We start from the raw sequence: 17,954 nt of genomic DNA, 5'->3' as shown, positions 1-17,954 counted from the left end.
TGAACCGGCAGAAGAAAAAATGAAGTTGGCGGTCTCATTGTCCCTTTCCGGTCTTCGCTCCACTGTCTTCCGCACCCGGTTTGTTTTTTAATTTCAGGACCTGGGACTCATCAGGCGTGACAAACAGGGTCTTCTGATCGGTATAAATGACGAATCCCGGTTTCGCTCCACCCGGTTTTTTTACATACCGTACTTTCGTGTAATCAACGGGAACCCGGCTCCCCATTCGTGATTTACTGAAAAAGGCTGCGAGTACAGCAGCTTCCGAGAGCGTCTTTTCATTCGGGTCGGTCGAACGGATAATCACATGAGACCCCGGAATATTTTTCGTATGGAGCCAGATCTGGTCCCTTCCGGCTATTTTGCCGGTCAGATAATCATTTTGTTTATTGTTCTTACCGACGAGAATGGTGGTTCCGTCCGATGCATAATAATGATCGATCTCCGGGCGGTGGTTCTTCTTTCTGTGATGCGGGCGCCTTTTTTTTCTGAGATAACCGCCATCTTCAAGTTCTTCACGGATTTCCGCAATATCCTTTATTGATGCAACCTGTATCTGTTGCTTCAGCGTATCAAAGTAGTCAATCTCCTGCCGGGTACGCCTGATTTGATCCGCGACGACGCGTTTCGCGGTTTTTGCTTTGTTGTAGTGTTTAAAATAATCCTGAGCATTTTCCGAGGGTGTTCGATTGGGATTCAGGGCAATCCGTATTTTCGACTGATTCTCGTCATAATAATTAATCGCCTCAACGGATTTGTCACCTCTTTTAACCAGGTGCATGTTCGCCGTCAGCAGTTCTCCAAAAAGGCGATATTCCTCAGCGTTTTCAGCGCTTTTTATGGTCTTTTCCAGTTTCTTCAGTTTTCCTTTATTCTTTTTCAGTTCGCGTGCTACAAAATGTTCCAGGTCGCCGGCTTTCTGCCTGACCGCGTCATTTTCCGCTTTGACAGCATAATAATGGTCCAGCATATCGTGCACATTGGAAAACGTTTCTTTTTTCCCATCAAGATGTGTCAGCTCCAGTACATGACATTCATCTTTTCCGTTCTTCCCGTACACAATATTCGGGTGATAATCGTTATTCCGAATCGCATCAAGAATGCCCTGAAAGGCGCGTGCAATCCCTTCCTGATTCGGGAGACCGGACCGGCGCAGAATTTCCCGACCGATCAGCGGTGAAAAACCGCTGACAGTACCGACAATTTGCCTGTCAAGCTTTCCACTGTTCCATTCAATGTGGCGGATCAGATCCTTCGCAGTCATGTCAAGCGGATTCATTTTACCCTGATCCGGAGGCGCGACATAGGTCTCTCCGGGCAGCACGGTCCGGTAGCGATTCACTGCCGGAGTCAGATGCTTCATACTGTCAATAATGCGGCCGGTTTCCTTATCAATGAGAATCACATTACTGTGCCTTCCCATCAGTTCAACGATCAGATGTTTCTGCGTCAGATCGCCAATTTCATTCCGTGCTCTTAAATCAATATGGATGATACGCTCAAAGGCAACCTGTTCTATCGCATCGATAATGCTGCCTTCCAGATGCTTTCTGAGAAGCATGCAGAACATCGGCGGGGCCTGAGGATTGCCCTCAGCCAGATGCGTCAGATGCAGCCGGGCGAACGCCGCATTGATGGATATCAGTAATTTCCCACGCGCACGGCGGGAGCGCAGATGGAAAACCAGATCGGTTGCCGTCGGCTGATATATTTTTGTCACACGGCCGCCGACAAAGTCCTGTAACCCCTGAACGGCGGCACGTGTCACGATTCCATCGTAAGCCATAAATTACTTCCCCATTTCCAAAAGAAGCGGGCATCGACTGCTCGCTTACCTTCTCTATAACCAGAATATTATTGTCTCACTGATTCAGATCATCCGTCAAGAAATGAATGCACCGGCTCAAGTCCGAAAGGCCCTGGCGATCAGTTCAAATGACCGCAGTTTCGCCTGAAAGTCAAAAATGTTGGTAATCAACATCACTTCATCTGTCTGATACATCGACGCCAGTTTCTCCAACTCGATTCTCACCTTCTGCGGATTTCCGACGATGATCCGTGCCTCATTTTCTTTGATCTGATCGCGTTCCCATGCTGCAGGGTGGTAATGAACTGCTTTACTGGTTTCCGGAATGGGGACAGAACGCCCCTGGCTGGCTTTCACCATCCAGTAACGCAGCGTCGATGCCTGGCGATCAGCCTCCTGATCGGTCTCGGCACAGACGACGAAGATACAGACGGAGGCTTTCGGTTCAGGAAAAGCTTCGGATGGCTGATAAGCGGATCGGTAAGCCCGGACCACTTCTGCACCACCATTCGGATTGATAAAATGGGCAAACATGAACGGTGTACCTGTTTCCGCAGCCACTCTTGCGCTGCCGTCAGATGAACCCAGCAGATAAATGTCCGGCAGCCGGCGTGCAAGTGGCGTCGCATGTACGGACTGAAAGGGATGCCCGTCAGGTAAATGATCTGTCAGATACCCGATCAGATCCCGGACTTTTCGTGGATAATCCTTGAGATCCCACCGCATCCCGTCATTTAATGCACGCGTCGCACCAGGCATGCCACCGGGCGCCCTGCCAATCCCCAGATCTATCCGACCGGGATAGAGATTTTCCAGCAGATGAAAATTTTCCGCCACTTTAAACGGGCTATAGTGCGGAAGGAGGACGCCGCCTGATCCGACATGTATGCGTGACGTTTTTGCCGCGACATGAGCGACCATCACCTCAGGTGAGCTGCTGGCCAGTGCCTCAGAACCATGATGCTCGGCAAACCAGATCCGATGGTAACCCCACTTCTCCGCTTCAACAGCCAGTCGTGTCGTGTTTCTCAATGCCTCTTCCGGCGCTGATTCCTCCGAAACCGGTGCCTGTTCCAGTATACTCAGTCTTAACACGTGTCTTCACCCCGGCTTTTACTTCGTTATTCTATTCTTCTTAACCATACACCTCACGAATCCTCTCTGCTAATCATTTGCGGGGACTGTCCTGTGACAGCCATGATCGATTCAAAGAAGAAATACAAGATGACGGCCGGCCAGACAGATTCCCACAAACCTGAAAGGTACGTGAATGCGAAAGAAACGGCGGGATGCATCCACTTGATACAGATAACAGAAAGAACCATCCAGCACAAAGAAAAGGGCAGACAGATATGCCCATGCAGCTGAGCGGGCAAGTGTGAATAATCCCACCATCTGAATCCCGTATATTTATGTAAAAGGACTCCGCTCACATACTCAACAGTCGTCGGAATAATGAAACTCAGGAGCAGAAGCCAGGCCCATGACCTGTCCGTCCCTGTGAGCAAGACCAGCAGAACGGGTGCAAAACCATACATCGGTTTAAAGGGTCCAATGAGCAAATTCTTCTTATAAAAGACACCTGCAGTAGCGTAACTGTAGCCGTTCTCCAGCAGCCAGCCTGAAAAAGCGTAAACAGTGAAATAGAAAGTGAATTCCGCAAAGCGATGAAGAGGAGACATACATAATAATAACCAGTGGTACGCCAAAGTGAATCGTCCTTTCGAAAAGCGTAACGTTTCACTTATTCTTCACCAAAGGGACATGTCTATACTGGAACTGGCGGAAGATTTCCGCCGCTGCCTCTCCTGGATTTTTTTGAACGATCAAAGAAAACACCCAATCAACCTGTCTCGCAAGGCTTTCATCTCACTTTCTTTTAAATAAGATATTTCGTCTTAGAGCAAAAAATAAAATAAACGGAGATTTTCCGGTTAGTGGCGGAACGGAACGCTTTTCGGGGATATGATAAGGGAAGGTTTTCCGATTATGCCAGGCAAAAAGCTCCATTTTTCTGTTTTTCCAGTCGATAGGCGGAATCTCTCCGTCTAGCTATTTATAAATTTAATGACTCAGTAAATGGAATTTTTCCGTCTATTCCCGATCTGTCATACGCTTAACCGGATCCTTCAATCGATTAGAGCGTATCCCAGGTAACTTCCCTGGTTTCGTAGTCGTCTTTGTCAATGACTCTCTTAATCCACCTGTATCCTGTATGAACGTTTCACCTGTATTTTTTCATATTGAGGTGAATCTTACTGTTTTTCCCTGATTTTTGTTCATTCAATCTCATAGTTGCCCCTATTTTGAGAGACTCGCGGCGGTGAGTCAAGATAAGTCTTCAGATGAACAGTCATATTTAGTTCCGACTGCTACGGTCTACAGCGAACTTTCACCGCCAGGTTCACCCACTTCGCTCCGGGCGCACAAAAACAAGCGCAGAAACAAAACAAGATATGTTTCTGCGCTTGCTACAGTGTACCTCTCTTCTGCAATGGTTCGCCGTCAGGCGGCAATACCGATAATGACCGCAATCACACCGGCAGCGATGGCCACCCAGTTCAGTCCCTTCTTTGGTGTAAACAGACCGATAATTCCTAAAATGATAGCCAGAATGCCGAGCCAGTAATGTATGACAAAGAAACCGACAATACCGGCAATAATCCCGAGCCATCCCAGCCAATTACCTGCTGTCTCATTCATGATATTTACCTCCATATCGTTAGTTAAATATTAGACATCATGTTGTATAAACGTCTACATGTCCATTATAATATAATAAGCAGGAAAATCATCGAAAGAGATGGAACTTTTTCTAATATTTTTTTGCTCTAGCATAAATAACCACTGAGAGAGATGATTCAAATGGCTGAAAATCGGACAGACCGGCGGATCAGACGGACAATCCGCATGCTTCGCCATGCATTGGCGCAACTGATCGGAGAAAAAGGCTTCGATGCCATTACAATCAGCGACCTGACGGGTACTGCTGATATTAACCGGACAACATTCTATCTGCATTATCGCGATAAATACGATTTACTGAATAAATGTGAGGAAAAGATCCTGTCAGACATTGAATCGATCAGCCATGCTTCCCTCAAATGCACCAGTAAAAGCGATCTGGAACACGATCTGAGAGAGGGCAAACCGGTTCCTTTTTTAGTTGAACTGCTGACCTACTGTAAAGAAAATGCTGATATTATCAAAGCACTTCTGGGCCCGCGGGGGATCTGACCTTCCATCGTCAACTGAAAAAGATCATGGAGAAAAATCTGATGCTGAGGCTGAAAGAAGAAGGCACCGGCAATAAGGTCATCCCTTATGACTACATCGCGGCTTACGTGATTTCAGCGGATCTGGGGCTGGTACAATTCTGGCTGGAAAACGGCATGCACGAAGATCCCGAGACCATTGCGCTAATGATCAGTGAGATAACCTTTCGTGGACCAGCTTTTGCAGCGGGTTATCAATAATCCTCCTTTTCGGTAATTTTCAGGTCCAAATATGTTTGAAAATTATAATTGCTGAAAATCGGGATTGGTTCAGCAAACCCTGGGTCCTTCCCTGCTTATCGGGGATTCACCCCAAGTGATAATAACCATCACAAAGTTTGTTCCCCTGCTCCTTGTGGAATTTGCTTAGAAATCATAATTCCCCCATTTTTTACAGTTATCAGAGGAATAATGAGCGAAATAGAATTTAAATTTTTTGATTTACAAATCAGGCAACCCATCTTATTTTATCTAATAATATGGTTTATGAAATTTTTTATACTGTTCATTGATCAGACTGATCAGACAAGTTTAGCAGAACCTGCAGGGTGCGTAAAAACCACCTGATGCTGAATTTTTCATTCAGTCCCAGGTGGCGTGTTCAAGTTATTGCTGCGATTTTTCTTACTGAGGCAGCTTCAGAGTCACTTTAAACAGATCTCCGTCCAGGGTAATCTCAAACAGCCCGTTGTGCAGGTCAACAATTGATTTGGCAATGGCCAGGCCAAGCCCGGAGCCTTCGGTATGTCTTGATGCGTCGCCACGTTTAAACCGCTCGAACAGTTCATCAACATTGTCGCCAAGTTCGTATTTTGTGATATTTTTAAAGACAACAACCGCCTGACCCTCTTCTTCAGTCAGCTGGATATAGACGCGGGTATGCTCCAGTGAATATTTAAGAACATTACGGATCAGATTATCGAACACGCGCCAGATTTTCTGACCATCACCTGTGACACAGACCGGCTGGTCAGAGGTTCTCACCCGGAATTCAAAGGGTGACTTTTTGATTTCTTCATCATATTCTGCCAGAGCCTGGGTCAGAAGTTCATTCAGGTTCACCCTGTCCCTATGCAGCTCAACCGCACCGCTAGCCATTTTCGATGCCTCAAATAAATCATCGATCAGTCGTTTCAACCGTTTCGCTTTTCGATCAATAATCGAAAGATAACGAGTTCGTTCATCCTCAGCCAGATCCGGTTTCTGTAAAAGTTCGTTATACGTCATGATTGAAGTCAGCGGTGTGCGCAGATCATGGCTCACATTGGTGATCAGTTCCGTTTTCAGCCGTTCACTTTTCAGTTGCTGAACCCGGGAAGAAGTGACGCCGTGCTTTAAGATGTTCAGATTTTCAGCCAGGCTGGCAAGTGTCCCTTTACCATGAACCGTAAGATCAGGTGCATCCCTTCCTTCTGCTGTCGCTTGAATATTTAGATAGATATGGTTAAATGCAGCCACATTTCTGAATATCAGATAAAGAAGCGGCAGACCGGCAGCAGGCAGCAAAATCAGTGGAAGAAGAAGGCCTTCCGCATTGGCCAGGATCGGCAGGATAAAGCCGAGTGTAAAGACCGCCGCCAGAATACCGGATATTTGAAAGGCGATCGGAGCCAGAGTAAACCCCTCTTTCAGGATATGGAAAAATCGGCAGGTGAGGCTGGACTTCCAGGTGGCAAGCAGGGACTCCCGATCATGCACCTCACTGATTATGGAGACAATCTGCAATCCAATCAAAAGATTGAAACCGCACGCCAGGATATAGATATACACAATATCAGCCGGGAGATATGGAGTCAGGTTACTGGCAAAGTATCGCAGGGAAAACAAAGCGGAAAGAATAAGCAGCAGGAGGCGAAAATCAACGGGCAGAAGCAGATAAACGCTCTCCACTGTCCCCTTTTCAGAAGGCACATGCTGGACCCTTTTATTCCAGATCACCGCTGCAGCAAGTAGGGCCAGACCGGATCCGACAAGGAAGAGAGTAAATGTCATGTGGTAAAAAAGCAGGTCACGGAATATGGAGAACGCCATAAGCAGGTTTGTCACCCCGGAAGCTGCAAGCAGGGTGATCCAGATTTTTCGACTACTTTTCAATTTTATAGCCAATGCCCCACACCACCTTCAGATATCTCGGATTTTTCGGGTTGATCTCGATTTTTTCACGAATCTTGCGAATATGCACCGCAACTGTGTTTTCAGGGCTTAAACCTGGCTCCTTCCAGACACGCTCATAGATTTCATGGATAGAGAAAACTCTCCCGGGATGTTTCATCAGAAGTTCAACTATCCGGTATTCAATAGGCGTCAGATGAACAGCCTCACCATTTACGGATACGCGTTTTTCCTGCTGTTCCAGAATCAGTCCGTTTAAATCAACTGACGCCTGACTGTTTTCATATTTTCCTAATCTGACATAGCGACGCAGCTGAGCCCTGGCACGTGCAACCAGTTCAAGCGGATTGAAAGGCTTGGTCACATAATCATCCGCACCAATCTGCAGGCCGAGAATTTTATCCATATCCTCGCTTTTTGCACTGATCATGATAATCGGGATGTTTCTTTGTTCTCTTATTTTAATAGTAGCCTGTATGCCGTCTAGACGAGGCATCATGATGTCGAGCAGAATTAACTGTATATTTTCATGGTTTTTCAGGATGTTAAGTGCTTCAAGACCATTTTCCGCCTTCAGAACATGCATCCCTTCATTGCTCAAATAGATGCCGATGACATCGCGAATCTCGCGATCATCATCCACAACAAGGACCGTAGCGTCGTTCATCAAGTTCTCCTCCCCCGATCTTCTGACCTTCTATCGTCATTGTACCGGGATGTTCTTAAAAAAAACAATCGAAGAATATGAAGAATTTCTTAAGAAACAGATTAATCGTCCTGCCATTTGCGTTTCATTCTGTATGCAGTTGTTCTTTCTCTGTTTCTGAAAGAAGGCTCCCTCGAGACATAGCTGTAAAATAACAGAATGAATACAGGTATGAGAAAGAGCAGCCAGTAAGATACCCCACTCAGATATGGACGTTTTTGTAGCTGATATACACTGAAAGTCAGATCCTGCTGTTTTTGCGGCTTGCCATTCAGCCTGAGCTGCCCGTCCGGATAGATATCCCGCTGTTCATAGCCCCTGCCATTCATCGCCAGGCTAAGGCCGGATGCTCTGGAACCCTTGATCTGTTCGATTGTCAGGAGCCCCCGTTTCAGTGCATGCGTTCCTTTCCGGTTAAACGTCAGGACAAACGGGCGGCCGGAACGCATCTGCGAGCTGTTCACGATTTCTGAAGCGACAAGCCGGCCATCTTTCTCATTACGGACGCTCATCAGATAACGGCCTGACCCCATGACATCGCGAATACGGACCGATATGTGATCAAAAGGTGCAGGCGTTCGAAACGTCTGAGTCACTGTATGTGCAGCGTCAACCCGCACACTGCCACTCCCTGCGGAACAGGGCTGATCCACCAGATAATACGGATGAGTCGTTTTGTGCTGCGTAACCGGTCTGGCACTGAGGGAAGCGCCCGCAAATACAATGACAAAGAGCAGGAAAACGGTTGTCAAATGCAAAGAATAATTTCCTGCATAAAAGCGACCAGGCACATCTTTATACTTCCGGCTCAGGACGCGCATTTCTTTCAGTCCAAATACAGCACCAAGAATCATGACCGGCGTGAACAACAGGCTGTATCTTGGTTCGGCTTCCCAGACAACAGTATAGAACAGAAGATTTCCAAACAGACAGATCTGAATGAGCAGGTTCAGGTCGGCTCTTTTTGTACGAAACAGCCGTAGAGAAGACAAAATAAGTAAAAAGAGTTGAACCAGATAAAAGATCTGGGTAATAAAGACAGTCAGCTGATTATTTTTATTAAATAAATATTGATACGTCCGGGTCGGCTGCGCTGAAAGGCGGGTATACCAGTCGTAACCATGTGTCCCCATGCTAAATGTCCGGGCCGCTTTAGTCAGCCATATTCGGGTCAGTCCGGTGATCCCGTTCTGATCTATCCTTCTTGTGATTTCCTGCCGGACGATCTGCTTTTTTGCCTGCTGGTCCGGTTGCTTTCTCGTCAGTAAATAATCTGCCTTACTGTACCTGCCGTCAGGTGAGAGCCCGAGCATAACCCAGTGCGTCATCGGCATAGTCAGCGAAGGCTCTTTTGCATACCCCATCTGATTCTCGATATGTTCAGTCAGCACGGTTGCCAGGGACAGGAGCGCAACCGTTAAGGCAAGATACAGCAGAGCTTTTTTCCACTTCAGCACAAAGAACATGTAAATGGCCAGTGCGGGCAGAAATAAAATTAAATTCATGCGAATCTGTGTCCCGACGGCGAGCACGAGCCCCAGCAGAAAAATATATCTTATCTTTTTCGACTGACTGTAGGCCTGCCACAGATACAGCAGAATCGGCGGGAACATAATGGCGACGGTATCGGTATAGAAATAAAGAATATAGAAAAACAGCGGGAAAGAGCTTGCCGTCAATAATAAAAACATACAGCCCATCCGCAGATCAAACTTATTTTTCACCAGTTTCCATGAGAAATAAATTCCGATATCCAGAACCGCCGCGCAGAACAGGCGGTCAACCATCAGAAAATCTGACACATGAAAAAAAGCGGCTGAACGATAGATCCAGTATCTGAGCAGAGTGATGGGTACATTATTGGGGTAAATACTGAAATAAGCATGCCCGGAAGCATGACCGTGTTCAAGTAAATAAAGGGCTTCAGCATAGGTGTGACCGCCATCAATGACAGGCGGCAAAATCGAGTGAAAGACAGCAATCAGGATGATTTCGATGAGCAGAAAGTATGCAAAGAAACCCGAAGCAAGTAAGCGCAGACCTGTCTGAGGCCATGTTTCGATCAGGCGATACACAGCATAAAAAAACAGTAAAGCAATGAGTGCGAATAGAAGCAATACAAATGTGTATAACGGGGCATGCGCATGATTGATTCCCTGTACAAAAAAAAGATAACTGACAGCCATCAGAAAGAGGGTGGAAAAACAGATGATACAGATGATGCTGAATAAGGATATTAATTTCTTTTGAAGCATGAAAAATATTCACTCCTGTTCCCTTTATCCGGATCACTGTACATTATCCTTTTATCCCGCATGAACGGGCAGTAAGATCCCCACCTCAAAGTCATGAGGGGAAATGAACATACCCGGGTGGGGGATAACTGCCCGCAGCAGCCCGATGGATTCAACGAATAATCAGTGGGTGATGAAGAACCCCCACTGATTGAAGTTTCACTTTATTTATTCGAAAAAATACATAAAAGCATGCACCCAGGAAAGATAAAAATCCGGAGTCAGTGACATTTTTCCATTCTAACATAAATCTCTTCTTCAGGCACCAATCCGGAAAATAAAGAGCGTTGAGGCGTTTATGCTAAGTTTCACCATGTATAGGAGATTTGAATATTGTCAATAAAAAAAGAGCCGCAGACGGCTCAGAAAAAGTGTCAGTTATCCGTTATATGACCGGATTTCTCCAGCCTTCCGATTCAGGATGGCTGTACCAGTTTTTCAACTGCTGTAACTGCTGATTGCTGATCTTCCCTTGCCGGACAGCCAGATGAATCAATGTATTAAAGTCGGTCAGTGTCTTTAACTTGACTCCTGCACGTTCGAAATTTTTATCAGCCTGCGGAAGCTGGTAAGTAAAGATGGCTGCTACACCAAGAATTTCCGCCCCGGCATCTTTCAGTGCGTCGGAAGCTTTCAGGACGCTTCCTCCGGTAGATATCAGATCTTCGATAACTACTGTTTTCTGACCCGGTTTAATCGTCCCCTCAATTTGCTTCCCTTTACCATGGGATTTTGCCGATGAACGTACGTAGACCATGGGCAAATGTAACGCTTCGGCAATCAAAGCCGCATGAGGTATCCCCGAGGTTGCTGTCCCGGCCACGACTTCAATGTCGGGATAGTCGCTGTTAATGATTGAGAGGTATCCCCTGATCACATGCTGCCAGATATCGGGGAATCCCATAATCAGCCTGTTATCACAGTAAACCGGTGAGTGGATACCGGAAGCCCATGTAAACGGATCGTCCGGTCTGAGAACCACCGCATTGATTTTTAATAAATCTTCTGCGATCAATTGTTTGTTTTCCATACGCTGTTCCTCCATTCTTCCTGCACGCGCAGGCAGGCCTGATGCGGGTCGGCTGATGCCGTAATGCTTCTTCCGACGACAATATAATCACTGCCAAGCTGCGCCGCACGGGCCGGCGTAGCGACACGTTTCTGGTCACCGGCCGCATCATGTTCCAGCCGGATACCGGGCGTTACGGCGAGAAAATCAGGCGCGGTATGTAATTTAATCTGCCTCGCTTCCCATGCAGAGCAGACCACACCGTCCAGACCGGACTGGCTGGCAAGAATGCTGTAATGGGAAATAACTTCCGGCAGAGGGCGATTAATCAGCAGCTCGTTTTCAAGTATCTTCTGATCCGTACTTGTCAGCTGAGTGACTGCAAGACAAATCGGGCGCCTGCCCGAACGTCCGTCTTCAAGACCCTCAACTGCCGCGCGCATCATCTCTGTGCCACCGGCGGCATGCACATTGACCATGTCAGCGCCGATGGATGCCAGCCCGCGCATGGTCCGATAGACTGTATGGGGAATGTCATGCAGCTTCAGATCAAGAAAAATCTTATGTCCCTGATCTTTAAGCTCACGAATCACATCAGCGCCTTCCTGATAGAACAGTTCCATGCCAACTTTGACATAACACTCCGGCTGATTAATTTTTCTCAGCAGACGAAACAGATCTTCCCGTGTCGACACATCCAGGGCAACAATGACGCCATTTTCCCTGTTCATGGTTTCCAGCTCCTTCCCACCAGCTGGCCGATCTCTGATACGCCCATGATTTTCAGCTTTTCCGGAAGTTCCGCAATAATTTTCGGGCAGACGAAGGGGTCGACAAAGTTTGCCGTCCCGACAGCTACAGCGCTTGCCCCAGCCAGCATGTATTCAATGACATCATCCGCATTCTGTATGCCGCCCATCCCGATAATCGGAATCTTCACCTGCTGACTGACTTCATAAATCATCCGTACAGCGATCGGCTTGATCGCCGGACCACTCAGTCCGCCTGTTTTATTCGCCAGTATCGGGCGTCGTGTTTTTAAATCAATGCGCATGCCGAGCAGGGTGTTAATCATAGACAGGCCGTCCGCCCCCGCTGCTTCGACGGCCTTCGCCATGGAGACGATATCTGTGACATTGGGGGACAGTTTCACATAAACAGGTTTCTGCGAAACGGCCCTGACTCTGGCCGTCAATTCAGCTGCAACCTCAGGCACCGTACCAAACTGGATGCCTCCATGCCTGACATTTGGGCAGGAGATATTCAGTTCAAGTGCTTTCACCACCGGTTGCTTTGAAATTTTCTCAGCTGTCTGTACATAGTCTGACATCTCGCTCCCGGCAATATTGGCAATAACCGGTACGTCATAAGCTGCAAGTCGCGGCAGTTCTTTACTGATAATCTGATCAACGCCCGGATTCTGCAGCCCGATCGCATTCAGCATACCGCCCGGAGTCTCGGCGACACGCGGCACCGGATTACCGAATCGCGCCTCAAGTGTCGCGGCTTTAATGATGATGGCACCCAGCTGATTCAAATCATAAAGCTTTCCGTATTCTGCACCAAAAGCAAAACATCCTGATGCAGGCATGACCGGATTTTTCAGGTCAAGCCCTGGCAGGTGGACAGTTAACATAGTTTCACCTCCCCGGCTTTGAACACGGGTCCGTCACAGCAGACACGACGATATCCCTTCTCATCCTGCTTATCGGCGGCAGGCATTACGCAGGCCAGACAGGCACCGACACCACAACCCATCCGCTGCTCAAGGGAAAGGAAAAGCGGTTTTTCTGTGATCAGGTCCGAGACGGCTTTAAGCATAGGGAGCGGGCCGCATGCATAAGCGACATCAAAGTCCATTTGATCAAGAACATCCGTCACGCGTCCCTTCCGGCCATTTGAACCATCTTCAGTAACAATAACCGTTTCACCCAGCGCGGCGAATTCATCTTCGTAAAATATGTCCTTTCTTGAACGGAAGCCGAGAACATGAGTCACCTGAACACCCCGGTCGGAAAGGACCTGAGACAGGCCGTATAATGGCGGAACGCCCACACCGCCCCCAATGATTAGTGCACGCATTCCGTCATCCGCGGATTCAGGCGGAAACCCGTGTCCAAGCGGACCAAGCATATCAATCCTGTCGCCCGGCCTGCTCTTCGCCAGCCGTTCTGTACCAACACCTGTCCGGCGGTAAATTAAAGTCAGTCTGCTGTATTCAGGATTCACTGAACAGATACTGATCGGCCGGCGTAAAAGGGGAAAAATCAATTGCTCACCGATCCGAATGTGAACAAACTGTCCGGGTTCAGTGATTTTACCGGCAAGTGATCCTTCGAGAATCAGTTCATAGATTCCGTCAGCAATTTCCCGCTGAGACAAAACCTTCATCCGTTCCTGAATCATGGCGTGACACCTTCTGTATGGGCCGGAAGGGCGGCCTGATGCGAAGGAACATCCATCTGCGGCATACACTCGGTCCGGAATGCCAGAGATTCCAGAACTTTAAGCAGTGCCTCTGTCGTATCCAGAGAGGTCAGACAGACAATCCCGTTCTCAACAGACTCCCGCCTGATTCTGAATCCGTCCCTTGCCGGCCGCTGCCCCTGGTCAGTGTATTGACAACGAACTGAGCCCCGCCATGCCGGATAATATCGAGTAAATTCGGATCTCTCCCCCAATTTTGTTAACGACAGTCACCGGAATATGACGCTTTTTAATTATGTTCGCCGTCCCCTCAGTGGCCAGAATATTGTAGCCGATATTGTGGAACCGCCTAACCAGTTCAAGCGCTTCATCCTTATCCTGATCAGCAATGGTAAACAGAACCGATCCATGAGAAGGAATGGTCATCCCGCTGGCAAGCAGCCCTTTATAAAGCGCCTTTTCCAGGGTCACATCCTGACCCATGACTTCTCCGGTTGATTTCATTTCCGGCCCCAGAGTGACATCGACACGGCGCAGTTTGGCAAAGGAGAAGACCGGGACTTTGACAAATACACTGCGCTGCGGCTCAGGATGTATCCCTGTCTTATAACCGAGACTGTGCAGCGTTTCTCCGAGTATCAGCTGCGTTGCGGCTTTAGCCATCGGAACGCCTGTGATTTTGCTCATGAAAGGCACCGTCCGACTCGCACGCGGATTGACCTCGATCACGTACACATGATCCTGATGTATAACAAACTGGATATTCAGCAAACCAACCACTTTCAGTGCCCGGGCAATCCGGATCGCGGTGTCCGCAACTTCTTCCTTAATCCTCCTGCTCAGCTTCTGAGCAGGATACACGGCGATAGAGTCTCCGGAATGTACGCCTGCCCGCTCAATATGCTCCATAATGCCCGGTATATAAACATCTGTACCGTCTGACAGGGCATCAAGTTCAATCTCAGTGCCAACAAGATAGCGGTCAATCAGAACCGGATGATCCGGGTTAATACGTACGGCATGACTCATGTAATGAACCAGATCCTGTTCATGATAGACAATTTCCATTGCCCTTCCGCCGAGAACATAGGACGGGCGAACAAGGACCGGATAACCCAGACTCCCGGCAATTTTCACCGCTTCCTCTGTTGAGAAAGCGGTCGCTCCCGCCGGACGGTCCACATTCAGTTTAAGCAGTAACTGTTCAAAACGATCCCGGTCCTCTGCCTGATCCATGGCATCCAGCGACGTTCCAAGTATCCGGACACCATGGGCCGCCAGTCCGGCAGCAAGATTAATGGCGGTCTGGCCTCCGAACTGAACAACGACACCTTCAGGCTTTTCAAGTTCAATGACATGCATGACGTCTTCCAGAGTCAGCGGCTCTACATAGAGCTTATCGGATACACTGAAATCAGTGGACACGGTCTCCGGATTATTGTTAATCATAATCGCCTCATAACCCTGTGCCTTTATTGCCCAGACAGCGTGAACCGTCGCATAGTCGAATTCAACCCCCTGTCCGATCCGGATCGGACCCGATCCGAGGACAATCACACTTTTGCGGGGCGTGACTTCTGATTCATTTTCTTCTTCGTAGGTACTGTAATAATAAGGCGTCTGAGAAGTGAACTCACCGGCGCAGGTATCCACCATTTTATAAACCGGCCGTACGTCCCGGGCTTTACGCCATTTTGTCACTTCCGAAACATCTGCGTTCCAGCAGGAAGCGATTTTTATATCAGAGAAGCCGTGCTTTTTCGCTTCCAGAAGAACCTGTTTATCCCACGGGTGGGCTTTGAGTTTCTCCTCAATCTTAATAATGTGCCTGATTTTATTCAGGAAGAATGAATTGATTTTCGTCAGATCCCGTAACTTTTTTGTCGTTGCACCGCGCCGGTAAGCTTCGGCAATAAAGTACAGGCGACGGTCATCCGCCTTCGCTATGGATGTAAAGAGTTCTTCACGTGTCATGCCTGCTGCTTCTTCAAGATCAAGATGAACAGAGCCGTTTTCAAGCGATCGGACTGCTTTCAGTAAGGACTCTTCAAAATTTCGACCGAGGGCAAGAACCTCGCCGGTTGCTTTCATCTGTGTCCCGAGGGTACGTTTTGCACTGTCGAATTTATCAAACGGCCAGCGCGGGATCTTCGTTACGACATAATCCAGCGTCGGCTCGAAACTGGCATAAGTTGTGCCTGTGACGGCATTTTTAATTTCATCAAGCTGATAACCGGCAGCAATCTTTGCTGCAACTTTAGCAATCGGGTAACCTGTCGCCTTGGAAGCCAGTGCAGATGACCGGCTGACCCGCGGATTCACTTCAATCACATAATAACGGTCGCTGCAGGGATCAAGGGCAAGCTGGACATTACATCCCCCCTCAATCTTCAATGCACGGACAATGCGAAGTGACACGCTGCGCAGATGCTGCAGATCGCGATCACTCAGGGTCTGACATGGGGCTGTGACAATCGAATCCCCGGTGTGAATTCCGACCGGATCAATGTTTTCCATATGGCAGACGGAAATCGCACCGTCATTTCCATCACGCATGACTTCAAATTCAATTTCCTTAAAGCCGGCGATACTCTTTTCAATCAGCACCTGGTGTACAGGACTCAGCTTCAGACCATTTTCGGTGATGGTCTCCAGTTCTTCGTCTGTCGATGCGATCCCTCCGCCGGTCCCTCCGAGTGTAAATGCCGGACGTATAATGACCGGAAGATGAATTTTTTTAACAAAAGCCCGGGCTTCATTCAGATCCGTTACGGTTTCACTGGGTGGAACCGGTTCGCCCAGATCAATCATTAATTCCCGGAACTTTTCCCGATCCTCAGCCTGCTCAATACTTTCCAGGCGGGTTCCAAGCAGCTGAACATGCAGTTCATCCAGGATACCTGACTGATGCAACTGTACAGCAAGGTTCAGACCTGTCTGGCCGCCGAGCGTTGTCAGAAGACCATCGGGCATTTCCTTCCTGATGATCTTACCGACAAACTCCACCGTCAGGGGTTCTATGTAGACGCGGTCGGCAACATCTGTATCCGTCATGATTGTAGCCGGATTTGAATTGACCAGGACCACTTCATAACCTTCTTCCCTGAGCGACTGACAGGCCTGGGTTCCTGAATAGTCAAATTCGGCTGCCTGCCCGATCACGATCGGACCGGACCCAATCACCATGATTTTGTGTATATCCGTACGTTTAGGCAAGTTCTGCACCTTCTTTCCTGAATTCATTCACCATCGACAGAAACTCATCGAAAAGCCCCTGGCTGTCGTCCGGTCCCGGGGAAGCCTCCGGATGATACTGCACGCTGAAAGCAGGGAAGCGCTTATGACGTAAACCTTCAATCGTCCCGTCATTGATCGCGATGTGCGTGACTTCCAGCTCAGTTCCTTCAAGAGAAGAGGGTTCCACTGTAAATCCGTGATTCTGTGAAGTAATCGCAAAACGGCCGGTTCTCAAATCCTTTACAGGATGGTTGACGCCGCGATGGCCGAAGCGCATTTTCACTGTATTCGCTCCTGATGCCAGAGCGAACAGCTGATGACCGAGACAGACACCGAACAGAGGCACTTTGCCAAGCATCTCCCTGACCATATTGATCGCTTCGGGCACATCTTTTGGATTACCCGGTCCATTGCTGAGCAAAAGACCATCGGGATGAAGTTTCATGATGTCTCCGGCACTCGTCTGATAGGGGACAACGACCACATCACAGCCGCGTTTAATGCATTCGCGCAATATACCCTGTTTTGCCCCGAAATCAACCAGAACAATTCTGGGTCCCGGGCCGGGCGTCACATAGGCTGACTTGGTGGACACTCTGCTGATCTGATCCGTCGGGAGGGTCCATCCTTTCAACGCGTCAGCAATTTCTTCAGGATTTTCTTCAGAAGAAGCAATCATGCCTTTCAATGTGCCGTATTCACGGATCATTTTCGTCAGGCGGCGGGTGTCTATCCCCTCAATGCCCGGGATATCGTATTCTTCAAGCCAGGCGCTTAACGTTTTTTCCTTCTGCCAGTGGGACGGCATTTCCGATACTTCCCTCGCGATAAGTCCGGAAATGGACGGACGTCCTGATTCATTATCTGAACGGTTGATGCCGTAATTTCCAATCAATGGATAAGTCAGGGTGACAATCTGACCGCAGTAGGATGGATCGGTAATCACTTCCTGATACCCGGTCATGCCCGTATTAAATACGACTTCTCCCCTGGATACTCTGAGACTGCCGAACGCCTCGCCTGTAAACGAGGCCCCGTTTTCTAAAACAAGCTGTCTTTTCAAAAATCCCACTCCTTTTTGCTTCCG

General features: G+C 48.3%; 14 protein-coding genes and 1 pseudogene. 2 read left to right on the top strand and 13 right to left on the bottom strand.

What is annotated here, in order from left to right; genetic code table 11:
- Window positions 1-34: 34 nt before the first annotated feature.
- The 4 genes from ABNN70_RS09815 to ABNN70_RS09800 all read right to left on the bottom strand — a co-directional run bounded on the left by ABNN70_RS09815 (window position 35) and on the right by ABNN70_RS09800 (window position 4,510).
- Entirely contained in the window at window positions 35-1,786 is a 1,752-nt protein-coding gene (locus ABNN70_RS09815) for an NFACT RNA binding domain-containing protein (RefSeq protein ID WP_353947693.1), read from the bottom strand.
- 117 nt (window positions 1,787-1,903) lie between these two features.
- Entirely contained in the window at window positions 1,904-2,902 is a 999-nt protein-coding gene (locus ABNN70_RS09810; protein ID WP_353947692.1) for an LLM class flavin-dependent oxidoreductase, read from the bottom strand.
- A 53-nt stretch (window positions 2,903-2,955) separates the two neighbouring features.
- Entirely contained in the window at window positions 2,956-3,516 is a 561-nt protein-coding gene (locus ABNN70_RS09805) for a putative ABC transporter permease (protein ID WP_129929185.1), read from the bottom strand.
- Window positions 3,517-4,312: 796 nt separating this feature from the next.
- Window positions 4,313-4,510: a C4-dicarboxylate ABC transporter gene (locus tag ABNN70_RS09800; protein WP_129929184.1), complete on the bottom strand. Its 198-nt coding sequence runs from the start codon at window positions 4,508-4,510 to the stop codon at window positions 4,313-4,315.
- Window positions 4,511-4,672: 162 nt separating this feature from the next.
- Here ABNN70_RS09800 and ABNN70_RS09795 point away from each other — a divergent pair, with 162 nt between their 5' ends.
- On the top strand, window positions 4,673-5,044 hold the full coding sequence (locus ABNN70_RS09795) for a TetR/AcrR family transcriptional regulator (protein ID WP_353947691.1): 372 nt from the start codon (window positions 4,673-4,675) through the stop codon (window positions 5,042-5,044).
- 26 nt (window positions 5,045-5,070) lie between these two features.
- Window positions 5,071-5,283 (top strand): TetR-like C-terminal domain-containing protein, encoded by a 213-nt coding sequence (locus tag ABNN70_RS09790; RefSeq protein WP_353947690.1) that lies wholly within the window; start codon window positions 5,071-5,073, stop codon window positions 5,281-5,283.
- Between the two features lie 423 nt (window positions 5,284-5,706).
- On the opposite strand, the gene ABNN70_RS09785 is transcribed toward ABNN70_RS09790, so the two are convergent.
- From ABNN70_RS09785 to carA, 9 genes and pseudogenes are all read right to left on the bottom strand, one after another.
- Window positions 5,707-7,188, bottom strand: a complete 1,482-nt coding sequence (locus ABNN70_RS09785; RefSeq protein ID WP_353947689.1) for a HAMP domain-containing sensor histidine kinase — start codon at window positions 7,186-7,188, stop codon at window positions 5,707-5,709.
- Entirely contained in the window at window positions 7,166-7,861 is a 696-nt protein-coding gene (locus ABNN70_RS09780) for a response regulator transcription factor (RefSeq protein WP_129929182.1), read from the bottom strand. The genes ABNN70_RS09785 and ABNN70_RS09780 overlap by 23 nt, the downstream gene beginning before the upstream one ends.
- A gap of 101 nt (window positions 7,862-7,962) precedes the next feature.
- Window positions 7,963-10,155: a glycosyltransferase family 39 protein gene (locus ABNN70_RS09775; RefSeq protein WP_353947688.1), complete on the bottom strand. Its 2,193-nt coding sequence runs from the start codon at window positions 10,153-10,155 to the stop codon at window positions 7,963-7,965.
- A gap of 424 nt (window positions 10,156-10,579) precedes the next feature.
- The gene (gene pyrE, locus ABNN70_RS09770; protein WP_353947687.1) at window positions 10,580-11,224 is read right to left on the bottom strand and encodes an orotate phosphoribosyltransferase; all 645 of its coding nucleotides are present in this window, start codon (window positions 11,222-11,224) and stop codon (window positions 10,580-10,582) included.
- Entirely contained in the window at window positions 11,206-11,934 is a 729-nt protein-coding gene (gene pyrF / locus ABNN70_RS09765; protein WP_353947686.1) for an orotidine-5'-phosphate decarboxylase, read from the bottom strand. Before pyrF ends, pyrE begins: the two co-directional genes overlap by 19 nt.
- Window positions 11,931-12,839 (bottom strand): dihydroorotate dehydrogenase, encoded by a 909-nt coding sequence (locus ABNN70_RS09760; protein ID WP_129929178.1) that lies wholly within the window; start codon window positions 12,837-12,839, stop codon window positions 11,931-11,933. The genes pyrF and ABNN70_RS09760 overlap by 4 nt, the downstream gene beginning before the upstream one ends.
- Window positions 12,833-13,609 carry a dihydroorotate dehydrogenase electron transfer subunit gene (locus tag ABNN70_RS09755; protein ID WP_353947685.1) on the bottom strand — a complete coding sequence of 259 codons (777 nt, stop codon included), beginning with the start codon at window positions 13,607-13,609 and terminating at the stop codon, window positions 12,833-12,835. Before ABNN70_RS09755 ends, ABNN70_RS09760 begins: the two co-directional genes overlap by 7 nt.
- Window positions 13,606-16,846 (bottom strand): annotated as a pseudogene (gene carB / locus ABNN70_RS09750) (carbamoyl-phosphate synthase large subunit). The gene ABNN70_RS09755 and the pseudogene carB overlap by 4 nt, the downstream one beginning before the upstream one ends.
- Entirely contained in the window at window positions 16,839-17,930 is a 1,092-nt protein-coding gene (carA, locus tag ABNN70_RS09745; protein ID WP_129929175.1) for a glutamine-hydrolyzing carbamoyl-phosphate synthase small subunit, read from the bottom strand. The pseudogene carB and the gene carA overlap by 8 nt, the downstream one beginning before the upstream one ends.
- Window positions 17,931-17,954: the final 24 nt, after the last annotated feature.

The sequence above is a fragment of the Sporolactobacillus sp. Y61 genome (assembly GCF_040529185.1).
Lineage (GTDB): Bacteria > Bacillota > Bacilli > Bacillales > Sporolactobacillaceae > Sporolactobacillus.
This window is presented reverse-complemented; position numbering and strand designations above follow the sequence as displayed.